At 48.1% G+C, this 22314-nt stretch carries 22 protein-coding genes; 21 read left to right on the forward strand and 1 reads right to left on the reverse strand.

The genetic code is table 11. The features are described 5' to 3' along the window. Positions 1–150 precede the first annotated feature (150 nt). From hrcA to AC5LIL_RS05575, 6 genes are all read left to right on the forward strand, one after another. Positions 151–1173, forward strand: a complete 1023-nt coding sequence (gene hrcA, locus AC5LIL_RS05550; protein ID WP_074033386.1) for a heat-inducible transcriptional repressor HrcA — start codon at positions 151–153, stop codon at positions 1171–1173. Positions 1174–1190: 17 nt separating this feature from the next. After that, positions 1191–1778 carry a nucleotide exchange factor GrpE gene (gene grpE, locus AC5LIL_RS05555; protein WP_074033385.1) on the forward strand — a complete coding sequence of 196 codons (588 nt, stop codon included), beginning with the start codon at positions 1191–1193 and terminating at the stop codon, positions 1776–1778. 29 nt (positions 1779–1807) lie between these two features. Beyond that, positions 1808–3634 carry a molecular chaperone DnaK gene (dnaK, locus tag AC5LIL_RS05560; RefSeq protein ID WP_214693135.1) on the forward strand — a complete coding sequence of 609 codons (1827 nt, stop codon included), beginning with the start codon at positions 1808–1810 and terminating at the stop codon, positions 3632–3634. A gap of 110 nt (positions 3635–3744) precedes the next feature. After that, on the forward strand, positions 3745–4851 hold the full coding sequence (gene dnaJ / locus AC5LIL_RS05565) for a molecular chaperone DnaJ (protein ID WP_214693130.1): 1107 nt from the start codon (positions 3745–3747) through the stop codon (positions 4849–4851). A gap of 18 nt (positions 4852–4869) precedes the next feature. Next, positions 4870–5808, forward strand: a complete 939-nt coding sequence (gene prmA, locus AC5LIL_RS05570; RefSeq protein ID WP_214782277.1) for a 50S ribosomal protein L11 methyltransferase — start codon at positions 4870–4872, stop codon at positions 5806–5808. Positions 5809–5811: 3 nt separating this feature from the next. Continuing rightward, positions 5812–6564: a 16S rRNA (uracil(1498)-N(3))-methyltransferase gene (locus AC5LIL_RS05575; RefSeq protein ID WP_214782280.1), complete on the forward strand. Its 753-nt coding sequence runs from the start codon at positions 5812–5814 to the stop codon at positions 6562–6564. A gap of 44 nt (positions 6565–6608) precedes the next feature. Here the strand turns inward: AC5LIL_RS05575 and AC5LIL_RS05580 are convergent, their stop codons facing one another. Further along, complete coding sequence (locus AC5LIL_RS05580) at positions 6609–10262, reverse strand: S8 family serine peptidase (RefSeq protein WP_499825181.1); 3654 nt, start codon at positions 10260–10262, stop codon at positions 6609–6611. A gap of 309 nt (positions 10263–10571) precedes the next feature. On the opposite strand from AC5LIL_RS05580, the gene AC5LIL_RS05585 reads away from it, so the two are divergent. The 15 genes from AC5LIL_RS05585 to AC5LIL_RS05655 all read left to right on the forward strand — a co-directional run bounded on the left by AC5LIL_RS05585 (position 10572) and on the right by AC5LIL_RS05655 (position 22302). Then, the gene (locus AC5LIL_RS05585) at positions 10572–11195 is read left to right on the forward strand and encodes a class I SAM-dependent methyltransferase (RefSeq protein WP_499825182.1); all 624 of its coding nucleotides are present in this window, start codon (positions 10572–10574) and stop codon (positions 11193–11195) included. 16 nt (positions 11196–11211) lie between these two features. Beyond that, complete coding sequence (locus AC5LIL_RS05590) at positions 11212–11679, forward strand: S-ribosylhomocysteine lyase (protein ID WP_074033378.1); 468 nt, start codon at positions 11212–11214, stop codon at positions 11677–11679. A 1-nt stretch (position 11680) separates the two neighbouring features. Then, on the forward strand, positions 11681–12619 hold the full coding sequence (locus AC5LIL_RS05595) for a PLP-dependent cysteine synthase family protein (protein ID WP_214782291.1): 939 nt from the start codon (positions 11681–11683) through the stop codon (positions 12617–12619). Then, the gene (locus AC5LIL_RS05600; protein WP_499825183.1) at positions 12585–13742 is read left to right on the forward strand and encodes a bifunctional cystathionine gamma-lyase/homocysteine desulfhydrase; all 1158 of its coding nucleotides are present in this window, start codon (positions 12585–12587) and stop codon (positions 13740–13742) included. Before AC5LIL_RS05595 ends, AC5LIL_RS05600 begins: the two co-directional genes overlap by 35 nt. 108 nt (positions 13743–13850) lie before the next feature. Beyond that, positions 13851–14729, forward strand: a complete 879-nt coding sequence (gene rarD / locus AC5LIL_RS05605) for an EamA family transporter RarD (RefSeq protein ID WP_214693116.1) — start codon at positions 13851–13853, stop codon at positions 14727–14729. Positions 14730–14808: 79 nt separating this feature from the next. Further along, a complete protein-coding gene (gene deoC / locus AC5LIL_RS05610; protein ID WP_214760177.1) occupies positions 14809–15474 on the forward strand; it encodes a deoxyribose-phosphate aldolase in 666 nt (221 codons plus the stop codon). Positions 15475–15548: 74 nt separating this feature from the next. Beyond that, the gene (gene rpsU / locus AC5LIL_RS05615) at positions 15549–15743 is read left to right on the forward strand and encodes a 30S ribosomal protein S21 (protein WP_029334745.1); all 195 of its coding nucleotides are present in this window, start codon (positions 15549–15551) and stop codon (positions 15741–15743) included. Between the two features lie 34 nt (positions 15744–15777). Further along, positions 15778–16227 carry a GatB/YqeY domain-containing protein gene (locus AC5LIL_RS05620; protein WP_074033373.1) on the forward strand — a complete coding sequence of 150 codons (450 nt, stop codon included), beginning with the start codon at positions 15778–15780 and terminating at the stop codon, positions 16225–16227. Between the two features lie 132 nt (positions 16228–16359). Further along, the gene (locus AC5LIL_RS05625) at positions 16360–16872 is read left to right on the forward strand and encodes an NfeD family protein (protein ID WP_074033372.1); all 513 of its coding nucleotides are present in this window, start codon (positions 16360–16362) and stop codon (positions 16870–16872) included. Continuing rightward, on the forward strand, positions 16869–17855 hold the full coding sequence (gene floA / locus AC5LIL_RS05630) for a flotillin-like protein FloA (protein WP_074033371.1): 987 nt from the start codon (positions 16869–16871) through the stop codon (positions 17853–17855). The genes AC5LIL_RS05625 and floA overlap by 4 nt, the downstream gene beginning before the upstream one ends. Positions 17856–17860: 5 nt before the next feature. Continuing rightward, positions 17861–18283: a hypothetical protein gene (locus AC5LIL_RS05635; protein ID WP_214749229.1), complete on the forward strand. Its 423-nt coding sequence runs from the start codon at positions 17861–17863 to the stop codon at positions 18281–18283. A 134-nt stretch (positions 18284–18417) separates the two neighbouring features. Continuing rightward, positions 18418–19374 carry a PhoH family protein gene (locus tag AC5LIL_RS05640; protein ID WP_074033920.1) on the forward strand — a complete coding sequence of 319 codons (957 nt, stop codon included), beginning with the start codon at positions 18418–18420 and terminating at the stop codon, positions 19372–19374. Positions 19375–19416: 42 nt separating this feature from the next. Then, a complete protein-coding gene (locus AC5LIL_RS05645; protein WP_339962768.1) occupies positions 19417–21504 on the forward strand; it encodes an HD family phosphohydrolase in 2088 nt (695 codons plus the stop codon). After that, positions 21482–21958, forward strand: a complete 477-nt coding sequence (ybeY, locus tag AC5LIL_RS05650; protein ID WP_214782295.1) for an rRNA maturation RNase YbeY — start codon at positions 21482–21484, stop codon at positions 21956–21958. Before AC5LIL_RS05645 ends, ybeY begins: the two co-directional genes overlap by 23 nt. Further along, positions 21955–22302, forward strand: coding sequence for a diacylglycerol kinase family protein (locus AC5LIL_RS05655; RefSeq protein WP_499825186.1), 348 nt, complete (start codon positions 21955–21957; stop codon positions 22300–22302). The genes ybeY and AC5LIL_RS05655 overlap by 4 nt, the downstream gene beginning before the upstream one ends. Positions 22303–22314 lie beyond the last annotated feature (12 nt).

Here is a 22314-nt window from a genome sequence, read left to right on the forward strand (position 1 = left end):
TTCAGGTTTGCCGTCTGTAAAAAAGGTGAAAAAATCCGAGTGTATGAATTGACAAATAGTGAGAACATGATAATATTTGAAGTGTGATTAGCACTCGTTAAATATGAGTGCTAATAAAGCGAGGTAACTTTTTCAGAGAGGAGTGATGTTGTGCTGACAGATCGACAATTGCTCATTCTTCGAGCCATCATTGACGATTATATTCAGACGGCTCAACCGGTCGGTTCGCGTACGTTATCGAAACGAGACGATTTGACGTTTAGTTCGGCAACGATTCGGAACGATATGGCCGATTTGGAAGACATGGGGTTGATTGAAAAACCACATACTTCCGCGGGTCGAATCCCGTCAGAGGTCGGATACCGATATTACGTGGACCACCTCGTCGAGAAGCAAATCATCGACGAGCGGGAAACGGGTCGCTTAGAAGAGCGTTTAAAGCAATCTTCAAAAGAGTCTGAGATCCTGATTCGCCAAGCTGCAGATCTCCTTTCTGATTTGACCAATTATACGACGGTCGCCCTCGGTCCCAATAGCCAATCCGAAAGATTGGCACGTGTGGACTTTATGCCATTAGATGAGCGACGGGGTGTCGTTCTCATCGTCACGGATCAAGGTCATGTCGAGCATCGTACGGTCATGTTCGAATCTCGTGTAGCTCCTGAAGTCATCGAGGAGACGATTCGACTGTTAAACGATCGTCTCGTCGGAACAGCGATCGGACAACTAAAAGTCCGAATCGGAGAAGAGGTTGCAAAATTGCAACTCGCGCAGCGACAGCAATATGAAAATATGATGCAACTGATTCAATCGACGGTTGGAATTCAAACGCCGTCTTCGCTTTATCTCGGAGGCAAGAAGAATATCTTCAACCAACCTGAGTTTCAGACGTTAGACACGCTCAGACCATTCCTAGAATGGATTGATGAGCAAGAACGATTGACGCACTGGCTCGAATCGTTGCCAAATCGCGAGATTTATGTGAGCATTGGGAGCGAGAACGGAATTGTCGCCCTTCAAAATTGTAGTGTCATCACCTCGGATTATACACTAGATGGAAAAACATTCGGAACGATTGCCATGATTGGCCCGACTCGAATGAATTACCGTCACGGTGTCCAAATGATGGGACAAATTATTGAAGCGTTGCGACGAACGAAACTAGATGAGTGACGGAAAGGAGTTTTACTATGACAGCAGATCATCAAAACGGGCACGAACAAGAAGACGTGCTTGAAGAAAAATCTGTAGACTCGGCACAGACAGAAGAGAACGAGTCAACTGAATCAAATGAAGATGAGGTTTTAAATGCTGAGATTGTGGAAGAAAGTTCTGAGGGGACGGACTTACAAAAAGAAATCGAAGCGTTGAAAGCGAGCGAACTTCGCATTCGTGCCGACTTTGACAACTTCCGTCGTCGGACGAATGAAGAGAATGCAAAACGCGTCAAGTTTGCTTCACAGTCTGTCATTGAAAAATTGATTCCGCTCATTGATAACTTTGAGCGTGCACTTCAAGTGCAAGCAACTTCAGAGGATGCCAAGCAAATTCAATCAGGCGTCGACATGATTCATCGTCAACTTCTTGACGTATTGAATGCTGAGCAAGTCGAAGTGATTGAAGCAGTCGGACAGCCGTTCGACCCGAATTTCCATCAAGCAGTCATGCAAGAACCGAGCGACGAGTTCGAGTCGGGCATCGTGACGATGGAGCTTCAAAAAGGATATACGATGCATGGTCGAGTCATTCGTCCAAGCATGGTAAAAGTTGCAGAATAATACTACTTAACGAGACGGAGGAATAAACGATGGGTAAAATTATCGGTATTGACTTAGGGACTACAAACTCATGTGTGGCAGTAATGGAAGGTGGCGAAGCAGTCGTCATCTCAAACGCAGAAGGTAACCGTACGACTCCTTCGGTTGTTGCATTCAAAGGGGAAGAGCGTCAAGTCGGTGAGGTCGCAAAACGTCAGGCCATCACGAACCCGAACACGATCCAATCAATCAAACGTCACATGGGTACGTCGCATACAGTTGACGTAGATGGCAAGAAATTCACACCACAAGAAATCTCGGCAATCATTTTGCAGAAGTTGAAGAAAGATGCTGAAGACTACCTCGGTGAAACAGTCACGGAAGCAGTCATCACAGTTCCTGCATACTTCAACGACGCTGAGCGTCAAGCGACAAAAGATGCTGGTAAAATCGCTGGTCTTGATGTCAAACGAATCATCAACGAGCCAACAGCTGCGGCACTCGCTTACGGATTAGATAAAGGTGAAGACCACACGATTTTGATCTATGACCTCGGTGGTGGTACGTTCGACGTTTCAATCCTTGAGCTTGGTGATGGCGTATTCGAAGTTGTCGCTACAGCTGGTGACAACCGTCTCGGTGGAGATGACTTTGACCAAAAAGTCATCGACTACCTCGTTGCAGAATTCAAAAAAGAGAACGGCATCGACCTCGGGAAAGACAAGATGGCACTTCAACGTTTGAAAGATGCAGCTGAAAAAGCGAAGAAAGACCTTTCAGGCGTCACAAGCGCACACATCAGCCTTCCGTTCATCACAGCAGGTGAAGCAGGTCCACTCCACTTGGAGATGACACTCACGCGTGCGAAGTTTGAAGAATTGACGGCTGACCTTGTCGAACGCACAATGGAACCAACTCGTCGTGCCTTGAAAGATGCAGGACTTACACCATCTGACCTCGATAAAATCATTCTCGTCGGTGGTTCGACACGTATCCCTGCCGTTCAAAAAGCAATCCACGACTTCACGAAGAAAGAGCCATTCAAAGGGGTAAACCCGGATGAAGTTGTTGCACTCGGTGCAGCAATCCAAGGTGGAGTTCTCGCTGGAGACGTAAAAGACGTCGTCCTTCTCGACGTTACTCCACTCTCACTCGGTATCGAGACAATGGGTGGCGTGATGACGAAATTGATCGATCGCAACACGACAATCCCGACATCGAAATCACAAGTGTTCTCAACTGCTGCAGATAACCAGCCTGCTGTTGACATCCACGTCCTTCAAGGGGAACGCCCGATGGCACCAGACAACAAGACACTTGGTCGCTTCCAATTGACTGACATTCCGCCAGCACCACGTGGTGTGCCACAAATCGAAGTTAAATTCGATATCGATGCAAACGGAATTGTTCACGTATCAGCGAAAGATCTCGGTACGAACAAAGAACAATCGATCACAATCCAATCTTCTTCAGGTATCGATGAGGCAGAAATCGAGCGTATGGTAAAAGAAGCTGAAGCGAACGCTGACGCAGATAACAAACGTAAAGAAGAAGCGGAACTTCGCAACGAAACAGACCAACTCGTCTTCGCGACAGACAAGGCAATCAAAGACCTTGGTGAGCAAGTAGAAGAGGCGGACAAAGAAAAAGCAGAAGCTGCGAAAGAAAAAGCGAAAACTGCTCTCGAAGGTTCAGACCTTGAGGCGATCCGTACAGCCAAAGACGAATTGTCAGCTGTCGTTCAAGAGTTGACGCAAAAAGTATATGCTAAAATGGCTGAACAGCAAGGTGCTGAAGGCGCAGAACCACAAACAGAAGCGAAACAGGACGATGATGTCGTGGACGCAGAGTTTGAGGATCTCGACGACCGTAAATAAACAGCCGTTGTAAAGGAGAGCGCCAAAGCAGGTTTCTGCTTTGGCTCTTTCCATGTTAAGGTAGAATCGGTAAAATCGATACGTAGATTGTAAGGATAGGAGCGAGAATAGTGGCGAAACGAGATTATTATGAAGTGCTCGGGCTCGACAAGTCGGCCTCTGCACAAGAAATCAAGCGGGCATACCGGAAATTGGCCCGTCAATATCACCCGGACATCAACCAAGAGGCAGATGCGGCGGATAAGTTTAAAGAGATTGGTGAAGCCTACGAAGTGCTTTCTGACGAACAAAAACGTGCGCAGTATGACCGATTCGGTTTTGAAGGGGCGAACCAGTTCGGTGGCGGCGGTGACTTCCAAGGTGGATTCGGGGATATCTTTGACATGTTCTTCGGAGGCGGCGGACGCCGTCAAGACCCGAACGCACCGCGTCGCGGAGAAGATTATCAATACGTTGTTGACCTCGATTTCATGGAGAGTGTGACAGGCAAGACGGAAACAATCGAGCTCGAAATCGAAGTCGAATGTGACACGTGCATGGGTAACGGTGCGAAACCTGGAACGAAACCAGAAACGTGTAACCAGTGTGGCGGCAGTGGCGTCGAGACGGTTGAGCAAAACACAATTCTCGGTCGTATGGTCAATCAACGTCCTTGTAGCAAGTGTCACGGTAGTGGTAAGACAATCAAAGAAAAATGTCCAACTTGTCACGGATCAGGTCATGTGAAGAAGAAACAGACCGTCGAGGTGAAAATCCCAGCCGGTATCGATAACGGGCAACAGATCCGTCTATCTGGAAAAGGCGGTCCTGGCGTGAACGGAGGACCAGCGGGAGACTTATACGTCGTCGTCCGCGTGAAAGCTCATGAGATTTTTGAACGTGTCGACCAACACATTGCGATGGAAATGCCGGTCACGTTCGCACAAGCGGCACTCGGTGCAGAAATCGAAGTTCCGACGGTTCACGGGAACGTGAGTTTGAAAGTGCCAGCCGGAACACAAACTGGCTCGAAGTTCCGTTTACGCGGAAAAGGGATGCCAAGTGTGCGTGGTGGCGCGAATGGCGACCAGTACGTGAGCGTCATTGTCATGACACCGAAAAATATGACGGACCGCCAAAAAGAATTGCTTCGTGAATTCGAAGAAATCAGTGGCGAATCGGGTGTCGAAGAGGAACACGGCATGTTCCAAAAAATGAAAAAGTTCTTTAGTCACTAAAAGGAGTGTGTACAAACGATGAAATGGTCTGAAATTTGTGTCCACACGACACAGCTTGCGGTGGAAGCCGTATCGAACTTATTACACGAAGTGGGGGCACAAGGTGTCGTCATCGAGGACGTCGAAGACTTCGACCGAATGATGGCGGAAGACCATTTCGGAGAGATTTGGGACGTTTCGGATCGTGAAACGTATCCGACTTCTGGAGTACACGTCAAAGCGTACGTGCCGGCTTCAGGTGATTTCCAAGATGTGCTCGCAAACTTGAAAAAAGAAATCGAGCGACTCCGGAACATGCTTGATATCGGATCAGGTGAGGTCACGGTCGCAGAGATTGATGAGGAAGATTGGGCGCATTCTTGGAAGCAGTATTACAAGCCGGTCAAAATCTCACAACAGCTGACGATTGTCCCTTTGTGGGAAGAGTACACACCACAACCGGAAGAGAATGTCATCTTGCTTGACCCGGGTATGGCGTTCGGTACAGGGACACACCCGACGACGATGCTCTGTATTCAAGCGATTGAGAACTACATCCGGGAAGGTGACCGCGTCATTGATGTCGGTACAGGATCAGGCGTATTGTCGATCGCCGCTGCGAAACTTGGAGCGACGAGCGTAAAAGCGCTAGACTTGGATTCGGTTGCCGTTGAATCGGCTCGTCAAAACGTGGAGACGAACGGTGTCGAATCACTCGTTCAAGTCGACACGGGAGATTTATTAAAAGGTGTGGACGGAGAATATGACTTGGTCGTGGCAAACATCCTTGCCGATGTCATTCTTCTCTTCATCGAAGATGCGTATGCTCGTACGAAAAGGGGAGGTCGCTTCATCACATCCGGCATCATTGGAGAGAAACGAGCGGAAGTCACGAACGCTCTGATGGCTGCAGGGTTTGAAATTGAAGAGACACGCGTGATGGAAGACTGGGTCGCGATCATCGCCAAGAAGGGATAAGCTATGCAACGTTATTTTCTGACACCAGAAGCTTTCACAGGCGATGTTGTGACACTTCCTTCAGATGTCGCTCATCATATCGGAACGGTCCTGCGACAAGGGGCGGGTTACGAAATGGTTCTTCTCGACGGGACGGGCAATGAGTACGCATGTGTCGTGACGTCGCTTGAGAAGAAAAGTGGAGTGGCTAAAGTATTGTCGACTCGCCAATCAGAGACCGAACTGCCGATTGACGTGACGCTCGCTTATGCGTTGCCAAAAGGAGACAAGGTCGAACTTGTCGCGCAAAAAGCGACCGAGCTCGGCGTTCATCAACTTCTATTGTTCGAATCTTCCCGATCAGTCGCCAAATGGGACTCAAAAAAAGTGCCGAAAAAAGTAGAACGTATTCAAAAAATCATGCAAGAGGCGGCTGAGCAATCGTATAGGGCCGTCGTCCCGTCATGTACGTTCCTCACTTCGAAACAGCTTTCGAAGCAATTTGAACAGTATGACGAAGTCATCATCGCATATGAAGAATCGGCGAAAGAAGGCGAGCAGTCGGCACTTGCCAATACATTGAATCGTCTTCAATCAAAACAACGTCTCCTCGTCATCACGGGACCGGAAGGCGGATTTGACACAGCGGAAGTCACGCAATGGATAGAGGCGGGGGCGATCGCTTGCGCGTTCGGACCTCGTATCCTTCGTTCGGAGACGGCTCCTCTTTATGCACTGTCTGCTATCTCGTACGCGCTTGAATTGGCGAAAGGATAAGAAAACGGCTGACCCACGTGGGCAGCCGTTTTTTCGTGAATCCATTATTTTTTATTGATCGTGATGACTTTCTTCGTCACGTTGCCACCGAGGTCAGTCACTTCAAATGTGAATGTGTTTTGACCTTTCTTCACAGGAAGTGAGATGGTATCGGTACGTGAGAACGCACGCATCGAATAAGGTTCTTTCAACGTATGACTCCATTTCAAATCACCGTTGACACGAAGTTTAATATCGTCAAAGTTATCCTTCACGTGAACTTTCACGTTCACAGTGTCTTGCTTCGCCGAGACGTTTTTCGGCACGTTGCTGATTGAGATTGCCGCCTCCGTAGAGTCGACAAAGATTGGACGGACGAAGTTCGTCACGTTACCAGACGTGTCTTCCGCGATGAAACGAATCTTGTGGAATCCATCTTCATACGAACGTGTCGTATTGAACGTGTATTGTTTTGCAGCTGCGTCATACGTGAGTGGTACGTCCACATCGTCGACAGTGAACGATACAACGTCAGAGGCATCTTTGATTTGACCGATGATTGGCACAATTGATGAACCGTAAGGAGACAGGGCGAGTGGTGCATCGACAAAGACTCCTGGTTTATCTGCGTCATTTTCTGTAGATACGTCGCGTGTGATCACGTTACCCGCATTATCTGAAACGCGAACCGATAGTTGGTCCGTTGATTCAAGTGGTGCATCGAGTGTGAAGTTTGCTGTATCTTTTGCTTCTTTCGCAACAACTTTCCCATTAAGAAGGAATTCGATACCGTTGATTCCTGCAAAGTCGTCGGATGCTTTGACACTAGCCACACCTTCGTTCCAACGAATCGTGAAACGAGGATCCGTGTAATCCACTTTCACTGGGATCCGAAGCGTCTGGGCTTGTTTTTTCATGTAGTCGATGCTCGCTTCAATTTCGTAGTAGTACGTTCCTTTCGGCGCCATCTCTCCGTTCAGTTTTCCGTCCCAAGCGTTATCTGACGTGTAGTAGTATGGGTCACCACTTCCGCCATCAAAGTAGTTCTTTCTCAATTCTTCTTCGATTTTAAGGGTACGAAGGACGTTTCCTTTTTCATCGACGATCCGATACTTGACGTCTTTCGCATTTCGTAAGAGCGAGTAGACCGGGGTAGCCGTGTCTTTTGAACCGTCTCCGTCAGGCGAAATCGCTACCGCTTCTTCATCTACAGACTCATCAAGTTTCTCTCCTAAATAGTTCCCGGCCGCATCGACCAATCCAGAGATTCCATAGAATGAACCATCTTCATAAATCGTTTCGTCAAAGATTGGTGCTTTGCCCCAATCGCCTTCGAATCCGACGAACGGGACAACGAGTGACGGATTGCCGTCTGTCCCACGTGGGTCAGTCAAGCGTAGGAATCCATCGACGAAATAACCATTCTCAAAGACTGATTTTGCAGATACCGTTCCTTCTAACGTCTCTGGATTAAGTACTTGTGCCTTCGAGACGTCAATCGATACGGTGATTTCTTTCTTTTGTTTTGCCTTCAACGTGACTTTACTTGTGTTTTTGCCATTGATCTTAATGATTGCTTGTTGAAGCGCCTGAGCTTCCATCGCATTCTGAATGACGCCATCCTTGTTAGTAACGGCAAGGTCTGTCTGGAGGGAAGCGGCCACATCGTATGTGAGTGATTCGTCAGACATGTTTTCAACGACAATCGTGAACTTCGCCTTACTCTTCGACAATTCTTTTAAAGCGACTTTCGCTTCTTTCGTCTTCTTCTCATACGCGACTGCCGGAGATGTGACGGCCGCATGGAGTTGCATGAGACCAGCTCCTGCCCGACGTGGTGAATATGGAAGAGACTGCTTCAATTCTTGGTTATACGGTCCGATGTCTGTGACGGGCTTCGACGTATTGAGTAGCAAGTTCTTTGCCATCGTCACACGAGCCGCTCCGCTCAAGTCGAAATCGCGATCGACGCGTTCAAGAACAAGAGCTGCACCGCCGGCAACGTGAGGTGCGGCCATCGATGTTCCGCTCATCAAACCGTATTGGTTGTCGTTGAACGTTGAGAAGATTTGACCGCCTGGGGCTGAAAGCTCCGGCTTGAAGTCAAGGTTCGGTGTGACACCCCAAGATGTGAAATCAGACATTGCGCCTGCCGAACGGTTGTTGACGCTGATTCGGTCACCAGCAAACGTGAGTTGGAGCGGTCCATCCGCTAATTTCTCTTTTAATTCGTTCCCGTCTTGGATGCTGAGTGATGCCATCGGGATGAGTGGTTGATCGAGAGCCATAGACACATAGTCTCCGTGTGAGACAGCGCCTCGTACGATGACACCGGCTGCCCCTTGTGCCTCAGCCGTTTTTTGAATCTTCGAGTAGAAGTATCCTCCATCGCGAACGGCGAGGACGAGCTTTCCTTTCACGTCTTTACCAGCATAGTTTTCTGGTTGCCCATCTTCGACGTAAACGACGTCATATGTACCTTCCGAGAATGCAGGTCCATCTTGTTTCTTCCATCCGATTTTTTCGTCACCGACGCGGAAAGCGTCCAATTGAATTTGATCGTTCTCGAGTGAAGCGACCGATGTCGATGCTTGGCTTACGCTTGGCGCCCCGACAACACCCGTATCAGGGTTTGAAGCCGTTGGTAAGTCAAAGCCATGTCCGAAGTATGCTGAGTTCCCAGCAGAGATGGACATGAAGACACCGTTGTCTACAGCGCGTTGAACGGCTTGTTGTTCAGGAGAGTCGGCATCGACAAAACCTGCTGTTGAACCAAGACTCATGTTGATGACGTCTGCTCCTAGCTTGATCGCATCGTCAATCGCTTTAATATAAATATCTCCGTATGTAGATGCGTAGTTCGGGTCGTTACTGAATACTTTAAGACCAAGGATTTGAGCTTCAGGTGCGACCCCTTTAATCCCGCCATTTTCGAGATCACCGTTTGCAGCGACCGTCCCTGAGACGTGCTGACCGTGCATGGAAGCGCCAGGTGAGTCATCTTTAATATCATCATTTTCGTCGTAGTAATTATAGGCGTATGGGACTTTCTCATTCACATATTCACCAGGTAGACCGAACGAAGTGATGGCCTGATCGACTTCTGATTTCGTCAATTCTGCCGTTTTCGAATCTGTGATTCGGTAATCTCGGTGGTCGGCATCAATTCCCGAGTCGATGACAGCGACGACGGTGCCTTCCCCGGCAAATCCGTAATCTCCCCATGTTTGTTCGGCTTGTACCATTCCGTTACTTGTAACCATATCTGGTTTCACTTCAGGACGTTCATACTCGTTGACGACATGGACAGTCGCTACTTCAGGTAGAGCTTCAACTTTAGCGATTTCACTTGTTGAGAGGAAAGTGGAGAAGCCGTTAAAAACGGTCGTGAACTCTTCAATCGGTGTAGCAGTCACGCCTTGTTTTTTCAAAGCGGATTTTGCGCGTTTTTGTTCAGACTGTACAGATTGTTGTGCCTTGTTTTGTTCTGATTTCGTCAACTCATTAAATTTTTTCCCTTTTTGCGCTGCTTCTGCGATTGCAGGTGCACCGACGAGTTCGACGACGACCCGGACTTTTTTCTGTTTCTTTTCGAGCTCAATTTTTGGTTTGATGGAAGCTTCTGCTGAAACAGATGACGTACCCGCTTGAATCAACACAGGTGTTAAAGCAATACATGTAGCAAGTGAAGCGTTTAAGTAGACTTTTCTTCTTGACAACGTGTTTACCCCCTAATATTTGTTATTACCTGTAAAAAACAAAGATTTCCTCTTGCATTGTGAACTATCATATCGTTGTTCAGGGGAAAAAGAGTGGATTTTTTTGTAAAGTAGGGGAGTGTTTTTGCACAAATTTAAATGTTCAGACAATTACTAAAGACCTGAATCATAAGACCTATATCAAATTTTGGTGATCGTCAGAATCATGCGAATGACTTGAAATGTCCAAAAAAACCTGTTAATGTAACGTTAATGTTAAATACCAATAAAACATATCAATTTAGTCAGAATTAAGGATGGGGTGGCGCTATGAATTTACCATTCATGGATATCTTCAAGGATTGGGCGAAAGATTACGATACGGCAGTCGGGGGGCATGACGAACAATATCATGAAGTATTTGTCGGATATGATCAAATGCTTGATGACGTTGCGTTACACGTTGAAGGAACGGTCTTGGAATTTGGTGTCGGCACAGGCAACTTGAGTGCCCGAATTTTAAAGGGACATCCTTTAATTGCAATCGAACCTTCTCCAGAAATGAGGCAGATTGCAATTGAGAAGTTGGGCATATCGGTCGAACATGGAGATTTTCTCCGTTATCCAACGTTCTCACATGTTGATACGATCGTTTCCTCGTACGCTTTCCATCACTTGACGGATTCTGAGAAGGAAACAGCGATCGGTCAATACGTTCGTGATTGGGGACATCCGAAATTCGTATTGCTTGATACGATGTTCGAATCTCCACACGCACGTCAAGAAATTATTGACTGGGCTACGGAACAAGGCTATTCAGACTTGGTTGAGGATTTAAATCGTGAATATTATCCATATACGACAACCATTCGTACGATGCTAGAGGCGAATGGATACAATGTGACAATGACACAGAAAAATAAATTTGTTTGGCTTGTCGTCGCTACAAAATAATTAGGAGGAATTACTCATGAAAACATATAACGTTGAAAGCTTTAACTTGGATCATACGAAAGTTCAGGCTCCATTTGTCCGTCTCGCCGGTGTGAAAGAAGGAACGGCTGATACGATTTACAAGTATGATATTCGCTTCATCCAACCGAACGAAGGCCTCATGCCGATGCGTGCTGTTCACTCTCTCGAGCATTTGATCGCCGAAAACAGTCGTAATCATTCAGAAGACATCGTGGACATTTCGCCGATGGGATGCCAAACAGGTTTCTATTGGACGATGTTGAATGATGGGGACTATGAGCGCATGCTCGACCTCGTAGAAGCGACATTGCGCGATGCGATGAACGCGGAAGAATTGCCAGCGCAAAACCCGGTACAGTGCGGGAATGCGAACCATCATGATTTTGAGGGAGCCAAAAAATTAGCAGCTGACATGCTTGCGAAACGTGACGAGTGGCATATCGTCTTCAAGGACGAAGCGTAAGATGATTGTCCGTGACGTCTATGAACTCATCGGGGACACACCGCTCATCGAGCTCCGTTCATTACCTGTTCCAGCTACGGTAAAAGTGTACGGGAAGATGGAGATGATGAATCCGGGAGGAAGTGTCAAAGACCGACTCGGCATGAATTTGATTGAGCGGGCGATGAAACGTGGAGATGTGGCACCAGGTGGTACGGTGATCGAGCCGACAGCCGGGAATACGGGAATCGGACTCGCGCTCGCTTGTCAGCGATACGACATTCGTCTGATTACCGTGACCCCTGAAAAGTTTAGTCAAGAGAAACAAGCATTGATGCGTCTCCTTGGAGCGACCGTCGTCAACACGCCAACCGAGCTTGGAATGAAAGGCGCAATCAGTCACGCGCTTGAGTTGGCTGAAGAACATGACGCATACGTGCCGGAACAGTTTTCAAATCCGGACAACCCGGACGCCTATGTCGACATCCTTTCGCAAGAGTTGTTGAAGGACGTGCCACAAATCGACGTATTTGTAGCGGGGGCGGGTTCAGGAGGTACGTTCACTGGTGTCGCCAAAACGTTAAAACCACATGGGACGAAAACTGTTGTCGTGGAGCCGGTCGGTTCGATTTTGAACGGCGGTGAGCCAGGTCCACATAAAACAGAAGGAATTGGCGTCGAAAAATGGCCGCCATTTTTGGAAAAGTCTTATGTCGATGCGATTCATACCATCACAGATGAGGAAGCCTTCTATTACGTGGCGCATCTTGCGAAACAGGAAGGATTGCTCATCGGAAGTTCTTCTGGTGCTGCCATCGCAGCATGTGTAAAGGAAGCAAATCAAATGTCAGAAGGCACGATTGTGACGATCTTGCCAGACAGTGCAGAACGATATTTAAGTCAAGGAATTGTCAAGGAGGCAGAACATGCGTACAAAGACAGCACTCATTCACGGCGGTAAAACGACCGACCCATTAACAGGGGCGGTCACACCACCGATTTATCAAACGAGCACATATAAGCAAGACGGAATCGGTAACTTACGGGAAGGATATGAGTATTCTCGATCTGCGAACCCGACACGTACCGCACTCGAGACACTCATAGCGGATATCGAAGGTGGTGTGCAAGGTTTTGCATTTGGTTCTGGGATGGCTGCCATCTCGACCGTACTCATGTTGTTGAAATCTGGAGACCACGTCATTGTCGGGTCTGATGTATATGGAGGAACGTATCGTGTATTCAATCGAGTATTTCAGTCACGAGGCTTGGAGGCAACTTTTGTCGATACATCCAATGAAACGGCGGTTCGTGATGCGCTACAAGCGAACACGAAAATGATTTATGTGGAGACACCGACTAATCCACTCTTGAACGTGACGGATATCCGAGCGATGCGCACAATTGCGGATGAGGCAGATGTCTTGCTCGTCGTAGACAACACGTTCATGACACCTTACTTCCAAAATCCGATCGACCTTGGTGCCGACTATGTCTTACACAGCGCCACAAAATATTTAGGCGGTCATAGTGACGTCGTGGCAGGTTTAGTCGTCGCACGTACGGAAGAACAAGGAGAAGCGTTGGCATTCCTCCAAAATTCAGTCGGTGCAGTCCTCGGACCTCAAGACAGCTTCCTCGTCGTCCGTGGGATTAAGACGCTTGCCGTTCGAATGGAAGAGATTGAATCGAACGCACGGGCGTTGGTTGAATTCTTACAATCGAATGAGAACGTGTCACGTGTCCTTCACCCGAGTGTCTCTAGTGAAGAAGCGAAACGCGTGCACTTATCGCAAGCGCGTGGGTTCGGTGGCATGATTGCGTTTGACGTCGGTTCGGCCGAAGCGGCTGAAATGATGGTCGCGAAGACGAAGTATTTCACGCTCGCAGAGAGTCTCGGTGCAGTTGAAAGCTTGATCAGTGTCCCGGCTCGTATGACGCATGCGTCGATTCCAGCTGAGCGACGTGCAGAACTCGGGATCACGGACGGACTTGTTCGAATCTCAGTTGGATTAGAAGATATCGATGATTTAGTTGAAGATTTAGCACAAGCTCTATCCGCCATCGAACAGGTAAAGCAATAAACAGTAAGGGACGCGATTTTGCGTCCTTTTTTCATGAAACAAAAGCCTTGTATCGGAAGTCATTCATCGACTAAACTATTTTTATCTTGAAAGAGAGCGGGTGAACGTGTGAACAAGGGAGTATGGACGACAATCGGGGCCTACGTGATGTGGGGCGTCCTCCCAATCTATTGGAAGTTTTTGCAAGAAGTGCCGAGCGGGCAAATTTTGGCACATCGTATCGTTTGGTCCTTTTTATTTATTTTACTCGTATTAAGATGGACGAATCAGTGGAAAGAGTTCGGTTACGCTCTTCGCCACCCTGCCACACGAAACGCGTTCATGTTGAACGGATTCATCGTCAGTGCAAACTGGTTCGTGTACATATGGGCTGTCAATCACGGTTATATCATCGAGGCATCCCTCGGCTATTATATTAATCCGCTTGTCAGTATGGTGTTAGGGGTGCTCGTCTTTCGGGAATCATTAAACCGAGTCCAATGGATGGCAGTCGGGATCGCGTCAATCGGCGTCCTCGTCTTGACGCTTGGATATGGCTCGTTTCCGTGGATTTCGTTCGTATTAGCGAGTACGTTTGGTTTTTATGGAATGGTGAAGAAGCGGCGACCTCTCGCTTCAACAGTCAGTCTTGGGATTGAGACGTTAGCAGTCGTTCCTGTCGCGCTCATCTTTCTCAGCAATCAGGTCGTCACGGACCAGATTGCCTTCGACATGTCACCGATGATTTGGGTCGCATTGCTAGGAACAGGTGTGGTGACGGCGCTTCCGCTTCTTTTGTTTGGTTACGGGGCACAACATATCCCGTTCACACTCGTCGGATTCCTTCAATTTATCGCACCGACACTTAGTCTGATTATCGGAGTCGTCATGTATCATGAACCGTTCACAGCATATCATGTCTTCGCATTCACATGTATTTGGCTGGCCATCTTCTTTTTCAGTTGGAACAGTTGGGTCGTCGCTCGTAAACGTCGTCAACTCATTTAAATTTGGAAGCTGTTACATCTCGAAAAAACATGGTAATATGTTAGATGTCAGACTTATTTGTCAGAGGAGGAAATGAATAATGGAATTAGCCCGTTATATCGACCACACAGCTTTAAAAGCTGAAACAACAAAAGATCAAGTTACAAAACTTTGTGCAGAGGCGCTCGAATATAAGTTCGCAAGTGTCTGTGTCAACCCGACATGGGTCAAATATGCTGCGGAGCAACTTAAGGCGGATGACGACGTCAAAGTATGTACAGTCATCGGATTCCCACTCGGAGCGAACACGCCTGAAGTGAAAGCGTTCGAAACAAAAGACGCGATCGCAAACGGTGCGGATGAAGTCGATATGGTGATCAATATCGCAGCACTCAAAGACGGCGACTACGACCTCGTAGAGCGTGACATTCGTGCGGTTGTCGAAGCGGCAAACGGTACACTCGTCAAAGTCATCTTTGAAACGTGCATGCTTACAAAAGAAGAAATCAAGAAAGCTGCTGAACTTTCAGTGAAAGCTGGAGCAGATTTCGTCAAAACATCAACTGGTTTCTCTACTGGTGGCGCAACGGTCGAAGACATTCGTCTCATGCGTGAAACAGTTGGACCAGACCTCGGCGTAAAAGCTTCAGGCGGTGTTCGTGACTTCGAAGGAGCGAAAGCGATGATCGATGCTGGTGCGACACGCATCGGTGCTTCAGCTGGTATCGCAATCGTCACAGGCGGACGTTCAGACAGCGACTATTAATAAGTGGTTGACCACACGACTTAATTTCACTATAATATGATATGACGTGTGAAACACGTTTCCTTAGTCGTGTAATTCGGAGGGAGGGAAAACTAGTGGAAACTCGTGTCCGTAAAAACGAATCGCTTGAAGACGCTCTTCGTCGTTTCAAACGCGGTGTTTCGAAAGATGGCACACTTGCCGAAGTTCGTAAACGTCGTCACTACGAAAAGCCAAGCGTAAAACGTAAATTGAAATCAGAAGCTGCGCGTAAGCGTAAGAAATTCTGATTCCAGTTTCATTGTGTAGAGAGGGTGTTGGCTCATGAGTCTTCAAGAACGCTTGACGGACGACATGAAGCAAGCCATGCGCGCTAAACAAAAAGATCGTCTCACGACGATCCGGATGGTAAAAGCGTCGCTCCAAAATGAGGCTATCAAACTAGGTCGTCAAGATCTTACCGAGGAAGAGGAACTCACGGTGCTCAACCGAGAGATGAAACAGCGCAGAGACTCCCTCCGAGAATTCGAAAGCGCTGGTCGTGAAGACCTTGCTTCCAAAGTAGCAGAAGAGATTGTCGTCCTAGAAGCCTATATGCCTGAACAACTTTCAGAAGATGAAGTGACTGCGATCGTCCAAGCAGCAATTGCTCAAACGAACGCATCCGCTCCATCTGATATGGGTAAGGTGATGGGCGTCGTCATGCCGCAAGTCAAAGGCAAGGCAGACGGTGGTCTTGTGAACCGAATCGTCAAACAACAATTGACGAATTGATGAAAAAGCAGAACTTTTCGGGAAACCGAAAGTTTCTGCTTTTTTTTGCGTATTCTGAAACCACATTCATTCTTGTTTCGTATACACTAGAGATAGGAGATAGCTTTGAATTTGGAAGGGGGTAGTAAGACGATGACATTTGGTCTCGGAGTGATTCTGACAGTCTTTTTTGTCGGAGTCGTCCTTCTTGGAATTGAAGTGTTCGTTGCAGGGTTTGGATTGTTCGGTTTGCTTGGGATCGGAGCGGTCGTTGCCAGCTTGATCATGGCGGGTGCGACAATCGGTCAGCTATGGCTCTCCATCGGTTTGGCGGCAGCGGTGCTCACTGGACTTGGGTTCTGGGCATATCGCCGATTAAGTACGAATCGTCCGCTCATTTATAAAGGGTTGATTTTGACGGATTCGACATCGACCGAAAAAGGTTACTTGTCCCATGATGACCGTAAACAACTTCTCGGGAAAGTCGGTGTGACGTTAACACCACTTCGCCCGGCCGGTACTGCCGAAATCGACGGAGAACGTATTGACGTCGTAACAGAAGGTGGCTATCTCGATCAGCAGACAAAAATTCAGGTATATAAAGTGGATTCAGGGCGGATTGTCGTTCGGACCTTTATAGAACCGAAGGAGGATGTAACAGAATGACACCAGAACTATTGACGACGTTACTCATCACAGGTGGAGGATTGATTGCGCTTGCCGTCTTCTTCACGTTTGTGCCAATCGGATTATGGATCAGCTCATTCGCAGCAGGTGTACACGTCTCGATTTTCACATTGGTCGGGATGCGCCTTCGCCGCGTCGTACCATCAAAAATTGTTAACCCATTGATTAAAGCAGTCAAGGCGGGTCTCGGTTTAAACACGAACCAACTTGAAAGTCACTTCTTAGCGGGTGGTAATGTTGACCGTGTCGTAAACGCATTGATTGCGGCACACCGCGCAAACATCGAGTTATCGTTCGAGCGTGCCGCTGCCATTGACTTGGCAGGACGTAACGTACTTGAAGCCGTACAAATGTCGGTTAACCCGAAAGTCATTGAGACACCATTTATCGCCGGTGTGGCAATGGACGGGATTGAAGTGAAGGCGAAAGCGCGTATTACGGTGCGTGCCAATATCGATCGTCTCGTCGGTGGTGCGGGGGAAGAAACGATTATCGCCCGTGTCGGGGAAGGTGTCGTATCGACTATCGGATCGCAAAACAATCATAAGCACGTACTTGAGAACCCAGATATGATTTCACGTACCGTACTCACAAAAGGTTTGGATTCAGGTACGGCGTTTGAAATTCTCTCGATTGATATTGCAGATATCGATATCGGTAAGAACATCGGGGCGGTCCTGCAGACTGACCAAGCCGAAGCAGATAAAAAGATTGCCCAAGCGAAGGCGGAAGAACGTCGTGCGATGGCGATTGCTCGCGAACAGGAAATGAAGTCTTCTGTAGAGGAAATGCGTGCGAAAGTTGTCGGCGCCGAAGCGGAAGTCCCACTCGCAATGGCCGAGGCGTTGCGTAACGGTAAACTCGGCGTCATGGATTACGTGAATTACTTGAACGTTCAAGCAGATACGGAAATGCGTAAAGCGATCGGGTCACCTATCGATTCTGAATCAGATAGTGAGTGATAAATATGGATGGACTATGGGTACTTTTGTTAGCAGCCTTCGGAATCGCCTCGGCGGTGATGAAGCGGCTTGAAAAGTCATCGTCTTCAGGCGACCGTCCTCAGAGCAGTGAACTGAAACGCTACTTGGATTCGGTCGGAGACGTGATGAAAGAAATTGAATCGGCGTTTGACGACTCCGAATCAGAACAAAAGCCAGCACCACAAAAGGTGAGACGTCGGATAGCGCGTACCGAAGAGCGACCAGCTCCTCGGGAACGTCAAGTCGAGATGCCGAAAGTGAGTGCGCAGTTTGAACAAGCGGTGAAAATCCCTCCAATTCAGGAGGAAATTAAACCGCGACAACTGAAAGTTTCGAAAAAACAAATGCGGGAAGCTGTCATTTGGAGCGAGGTATTACAACCTCCGGTCTCGAAACGAAAGAAGTAAGGCAAAGGCAGTAACCTCGCGTTACTGCCTTTTGCATGGGGAAAATACACGGTCTTTCTTTCACGATAGGCGTGATAGTGCTAAAGTAAAAGAGGAATAACCGATATTTAGAGGGGGCAACGTATCCATTGATTATGACTGATAAAATACCTTTCGTCATGGAACATGCGAATGAAGCACAAGCTTTACTCGGACCGAAAGATGAAGTGTTCCAAGCGATTGAGACAGAATTGAAAGTGGCACTTATTCCAAGAGGCGAGGAATTGATTATCCAAGCCGATACTGGAGAAGCACTAGAATTGACAAAACAAGTCATCCTCACGTTACAGACGTTAGTGAAAAAAGGTGCACGTCTTAACGAAAGTGACGCCATCAGTGTCATTCAACATATCCAAGTTGGAAAGGGAGACGAACTGCTCGAACATTATGAGCGTGTCGTCTTCACGACAAACAAGGGAAAACCGATTCGTGCTAAAACAGTTGGGCAGAGTCGCTATGTTCGTGCAATCGAACGACGAGACCTCGTCTTTGGAATCGGACCGGCTGGAACGGGTAAAACGTATTTAGCAGTCGTGCTAGCGGCGCGCGCACTAAAAGAAGGTCAGGTGAAACGGATTATCTTGACACGACCTGCCGTAGAAGCAGGCGAGAATCTTGGGTTTTTACCAGGTGATCTGAAAGAAAAGGTAGATCCGTATCTTCGGCCGTTATATGATGCCTTATTCGACGTCTACGGCGTCGAACAGACGAATCGCTTATTAGAACGAGGGACAATCGAAGTGGCCCCTCTCGCCTATATGCGTGGACGTACGTTAGAAGATGCGTTTGTCATATTAGATGAGGCACAAAACACGACGAAAGAACAAATGAAGATGTTTTTGACGCGACTCGGTTTCGGATCGAAGATGGTGGTCACAGGGGATTTGACACAAGTCGATTTACCGAAAGGCAAGGCGTCAGGTTTACAAGAGGCGTTACGCTTATTAGAGGGCGTGGATGGGATTCACTTTGAACACTTCAGCGCGTCTGACGTCGTCCGCCATCCACTCGTTAAGAAAATTATCAACGCCTATAGTACAGACCTCACATAAGGACGATAGTGAGGTAAACGATCGTGAAAGGGGGGCACACGAATGCAGCAAGCCAAACATTGGACAGTCGCGACGATTTCGCTGATTTTCTTTCTCTTACTAGGTGCCATTCTATACTTCACCGTGCGCCCATCCATTATTAGTGTGGAACCGTTAGGGATTGCCGAACAGGACATCCGGTCTCCGATTACGGTTGAGGACCGAGTGGCGACTGAACGGTTGAAACAAGAAGTAACGAACGGTGTCGGCAGTCAGTTTTCGCTCCGTCGGGAATTTGCCGACCAACAGATTGCTAAAGTCGAGCAATTGTTCGCAGCGTTCGACCAGACCGATGAAGAGACGGAACTGGCAGATATTAAGAGCCGTCTGAACTCGACGGAAGCGAGCGGGGTACTCGCGGACGAAGAGCTGAACTCACTCCTCGAGGCGACGGAAGATACGCGCCAAACCGTTGAAGACGTGACGGTAACGGCTTTGCAACAAGTGATGGATGATCGAATTGAAACGAGTAATGAAGCGGTCGCAGCGGCCAGAGACCGCGCGGCTGCAATCGTTGATCAATCACCACTTTCGTTTGAATTCCGTGCGATTGCAAAAACATTAAGCGATGAACTCATCGTTCCGAACTATGTGTTTGACTCTGAGGCGACTCGTCAAAAAGAACAAGAAGCCGTCGATGCAGTCGATCCTGTCATCATCCAAGAAGGGCAACTTCTTGTCAGTCAAGGGGAAGTCGTCACGCGTGAGATTTATCGGAAGCTAGAACTCACTGGAGCGATCGATCCGAACCGGTCACTCGCTCCACTGTTCGGATCATTCTTATTGAGCGGATTATTGACGGGCGGGTTCTTATTCATGCTTATCCGCTCAAAAATCAAAGATCTATTACTAAGCCCGAAAATATTAGTGACCGTCTATGGGTTGCTTCTGTTACAACTCGGTATCTTCTTTGGCGTCGGATACATCGGCGTTGACTACACGACGTATGCTTATCTTTTGGCACCGACCGCCTTCGTCGTATTATTACTACGTATCTTGATTGACGAGCGTGTCGCCCTCGCATCGGCGTTCATTACCATGATTGCGGGGAGTATCGTCGTCACATTCGGACAAAGCACGAACTTCATGACGTTGGTATATGTCGCGACCGGAAGTTTCTTAGCCGTCTTTTTAGTCGAACCAAAAATTCAGCGGAAACGCTTGTTCTTGTCGGGCGTCTTACTCGGCATCGTGAATATCATCATGGTCATCGCGTTGCTCTTATTGCGAAACGTTCAAGTGACTTGGGAAATGGCGATGTACCTATCTGGGTTCGCCGTCATCAGCGCCTTGCTATCGATCGTGTTGACATTTGGATTCTTGCCCTTCCTAGAGCCATGGTTTGGCGTCTTGTCGTCTGGTCGACTCGTCGAATTGATGAGTCCGACACATCCATTGCTCCGAAAGCTCTTGATGGAAGCGCCTGGCACGTATCACCATAGTATGATGGTGGCAAACTTGGCGGAATCGGCATGTGAAGCCATTGGGGCGGACGGTTTACTCGCGAGAGTGGCGAGCTATTACCATGACCTTGGGAAAACGGAACGTCCTCTTCACTTCATTGAAAATCAGCAAGGTGGAGGGAATCCGCACGATCGTCTGACACCAGAAGAGTCCGCTGACATCATTATGGCTCACCCTTATGACGGGGCCGATCTATTGAGACGCTATAAACTACCAAAGGAAATCATCGATATTGCTGAGCAACATCATGGGACATCTTTATTGAAATACTTCTTTGTCAAAGCGAAAGAAGATCAGGAGAAAGATGTGGTGGAGTCCCGATATCGTTATCCTGGTCCAAAGCCTCAAACGCGTGAAGCGGCGGTCGTCATGATTGTCGACTCAATCGAAGCGGCCGTTCGTTCGCAAAAGCAACCGACACCCGAGAAAATCCGGATGCTCGTTCGTGCCATCATTCGAGACAAGTTAGCAGATGGGCAGTTTGAAGACTGCGACTTGACGACAAAAGAAATTTGGCGCGTCGGTGAGAGTGCATGCGAGACGTTAACAGGCTTGTTCCACGAGCGAATTGAATATCCAGAACTAAAGAAAGAGGGAGAACTACATGCAAATCATCTCGAACGATGAACATGAATTGTTGACGGTGTCTCAAATCGAGCTTGTCGAGTCGATTCTAAAACATGCCGCACAATTAGAAGAGGTTGAAGAGCCGAGTGAGTTGTCGGTCACGTATTTAACGAATGAAGAAATCCATGAGGTAAATCGGGAGTGGAGAGGCAAAGATGCCCCGACCGATGTGATCAGCTTTGCCTTTGATGAGATGGGCGAAGACGAAATGGACTTCACACTCGATGAGGACGAACCGCATCTCCTCGGAGATTTGGTCATCTCGGTGGAACGATGCCGCGAACAAGCGGCGGACTACGGTCATTCCTTTGAGCGAGAACTCGGTTTCTTGGCCATCCATGGATTCCTTCATCTGTTAGGATATGACCATATGACACCAGAGGAAGAGGCGGAAATGACCGCAAGACAAGAGGAAGTTCTCACTCATTTCGAGTTGAAGCGAGGCAACGTGTGAGACCGTTTCGTGTGGCATGTGAGGGAATCTTCCATGCCATTCGGACAGAACGGAATATGCGTGTCCATCTCATATCCGCCTTACTCGTATTTGCTGTCGCGATTTGGCTACAAACGACAAGGATGGAAAACCTTATCCTGCTCGGATGGGTGACGCTAGTCCTGAGTTTAGAGCTCATGAACACGGCCATCGAACGGGCGGTCGACCTTGTCACAAAAGATGTCCATCCACTCGCGAAGCAGGCGAAAGACGTGGCCGCGGGTGCCGTCCTCGTCGCTTCAATCGGAGCGGCTGTGACAGCACTCATTATATTCGGTCCAAGGCTATGGAACGTGCTATACTAAGAGTTCTGAAAT

The sequence above is a fragment of the Exiguobacterium sp. RM11 genome (assembly GCF_059821525.1).

Bases quoted from the DNA above. Each gene is read 5' to 3' on its own strand.
- grpE (WP_074033385.1), top strand. From the start codon at position 1,191: ATGACAGCAGATCATCAAAACGGGCACGAACAAGAAGACGTGCTTGAA.
- dnaK (WP_214693135.1), top strand. From the start codon at position 1,808: ATGGGTAAAATTATCGGTATTGACTTAGGGACTACAAACTCATGTGTG.
- prmA (WP_214782277.1), top strand. From the start codon at position 4,870: ATGAAATGGTCTGAAATTTGTGTCCACACGACACAGCTTGCGGTGGAA.
- AC5LIL_RS05575 (WP_214782280.1), top strand. From the start codon at position 5,812: ATGCAACGTTATTTTCTGACACCAGAAGCTTTCACAGGCGATGTTGTG.
- AC5LIL_RS05585 (WP_499825182.1), top strand. From the start codon at position 10,572: ATGAATTTACCATTCATGGATATCTTCAAGGATTGGGCGAAAGATTAC.
- AC5LIL_RS05590 (WP_074033378.1), top strand. From the start codon at position 11,212: ATGAAAACATATAACGTTGAAAGCTTTAACTTGGATCATACGAAAGTT.
- AC5LIL_RS05595 (WP_214782291.1), top strand. From the start codon at position 11,681: ATGATTGTCCGTGACGTCTATGAACTCATCGGGGACACACCGCTCATC.
- AC5LIL_RS05600 (WP_499825183.1), top strand. From the start codon at position 12,585: ATGCGTACAAAGACAGCACTCATTCACGGCGGTAAAACGACCGACCCA.
- deoC (WP_214760177.1), top strand. From the start codon at position 14,809: ATGGAATTAGCCCGTTATATCGACCACACAGCTTTAAAAGCTGAAACA.
- AC5LIL_RS05620 (WP_074033373.1), top strand. From the start codon at position 15,778: ATGAGTCTTCAAGAACGCTTGACGGACGACATGAAGCAAGCCATGCGC.
- AC5LIL_RS05625 (WP_074033372.1), top strand. From the start codon at position 16,360: ATGACATTTGGTCTCGGAGTGATTCTGACAGTCTTTTTTGTCGGAGTC.
- floA (WP_074033371.1), top strand. From the start codon at position 16,869: ATGACACCAGAACTATTGACGACGTTACTCATCACAGGTGGAGGATTG.
- AC5LIL_RS05635 (WP_214749229.1), top strand. From the start codon at position 17,861: ATGGATGGACTATGGGTACTTTTGTTAGCAGCCTTCGGAATCGCCTCG.
- AC5LIL_RS05640 (WP_074033920.1), top strand. From the start codon at position 18,418: ATGACTGATAAAATACCTTTCGTCATGGAACATGCGAATGAAGCACAA.
- AC5LIL_RS05645 (WP_339962768.1), top strand. From the start codon at position 19,417: ATGCAGCAAGCCAAACATTGGACAGTCGCGACGATTTCGCTGATTTTC.
- ybeY (WP_214782295.1), top strand. From the start codon at position 21,482: ATGCAAATCATCTCGAACGATGAACATGAATTGTTGACGGTGTCTCAA.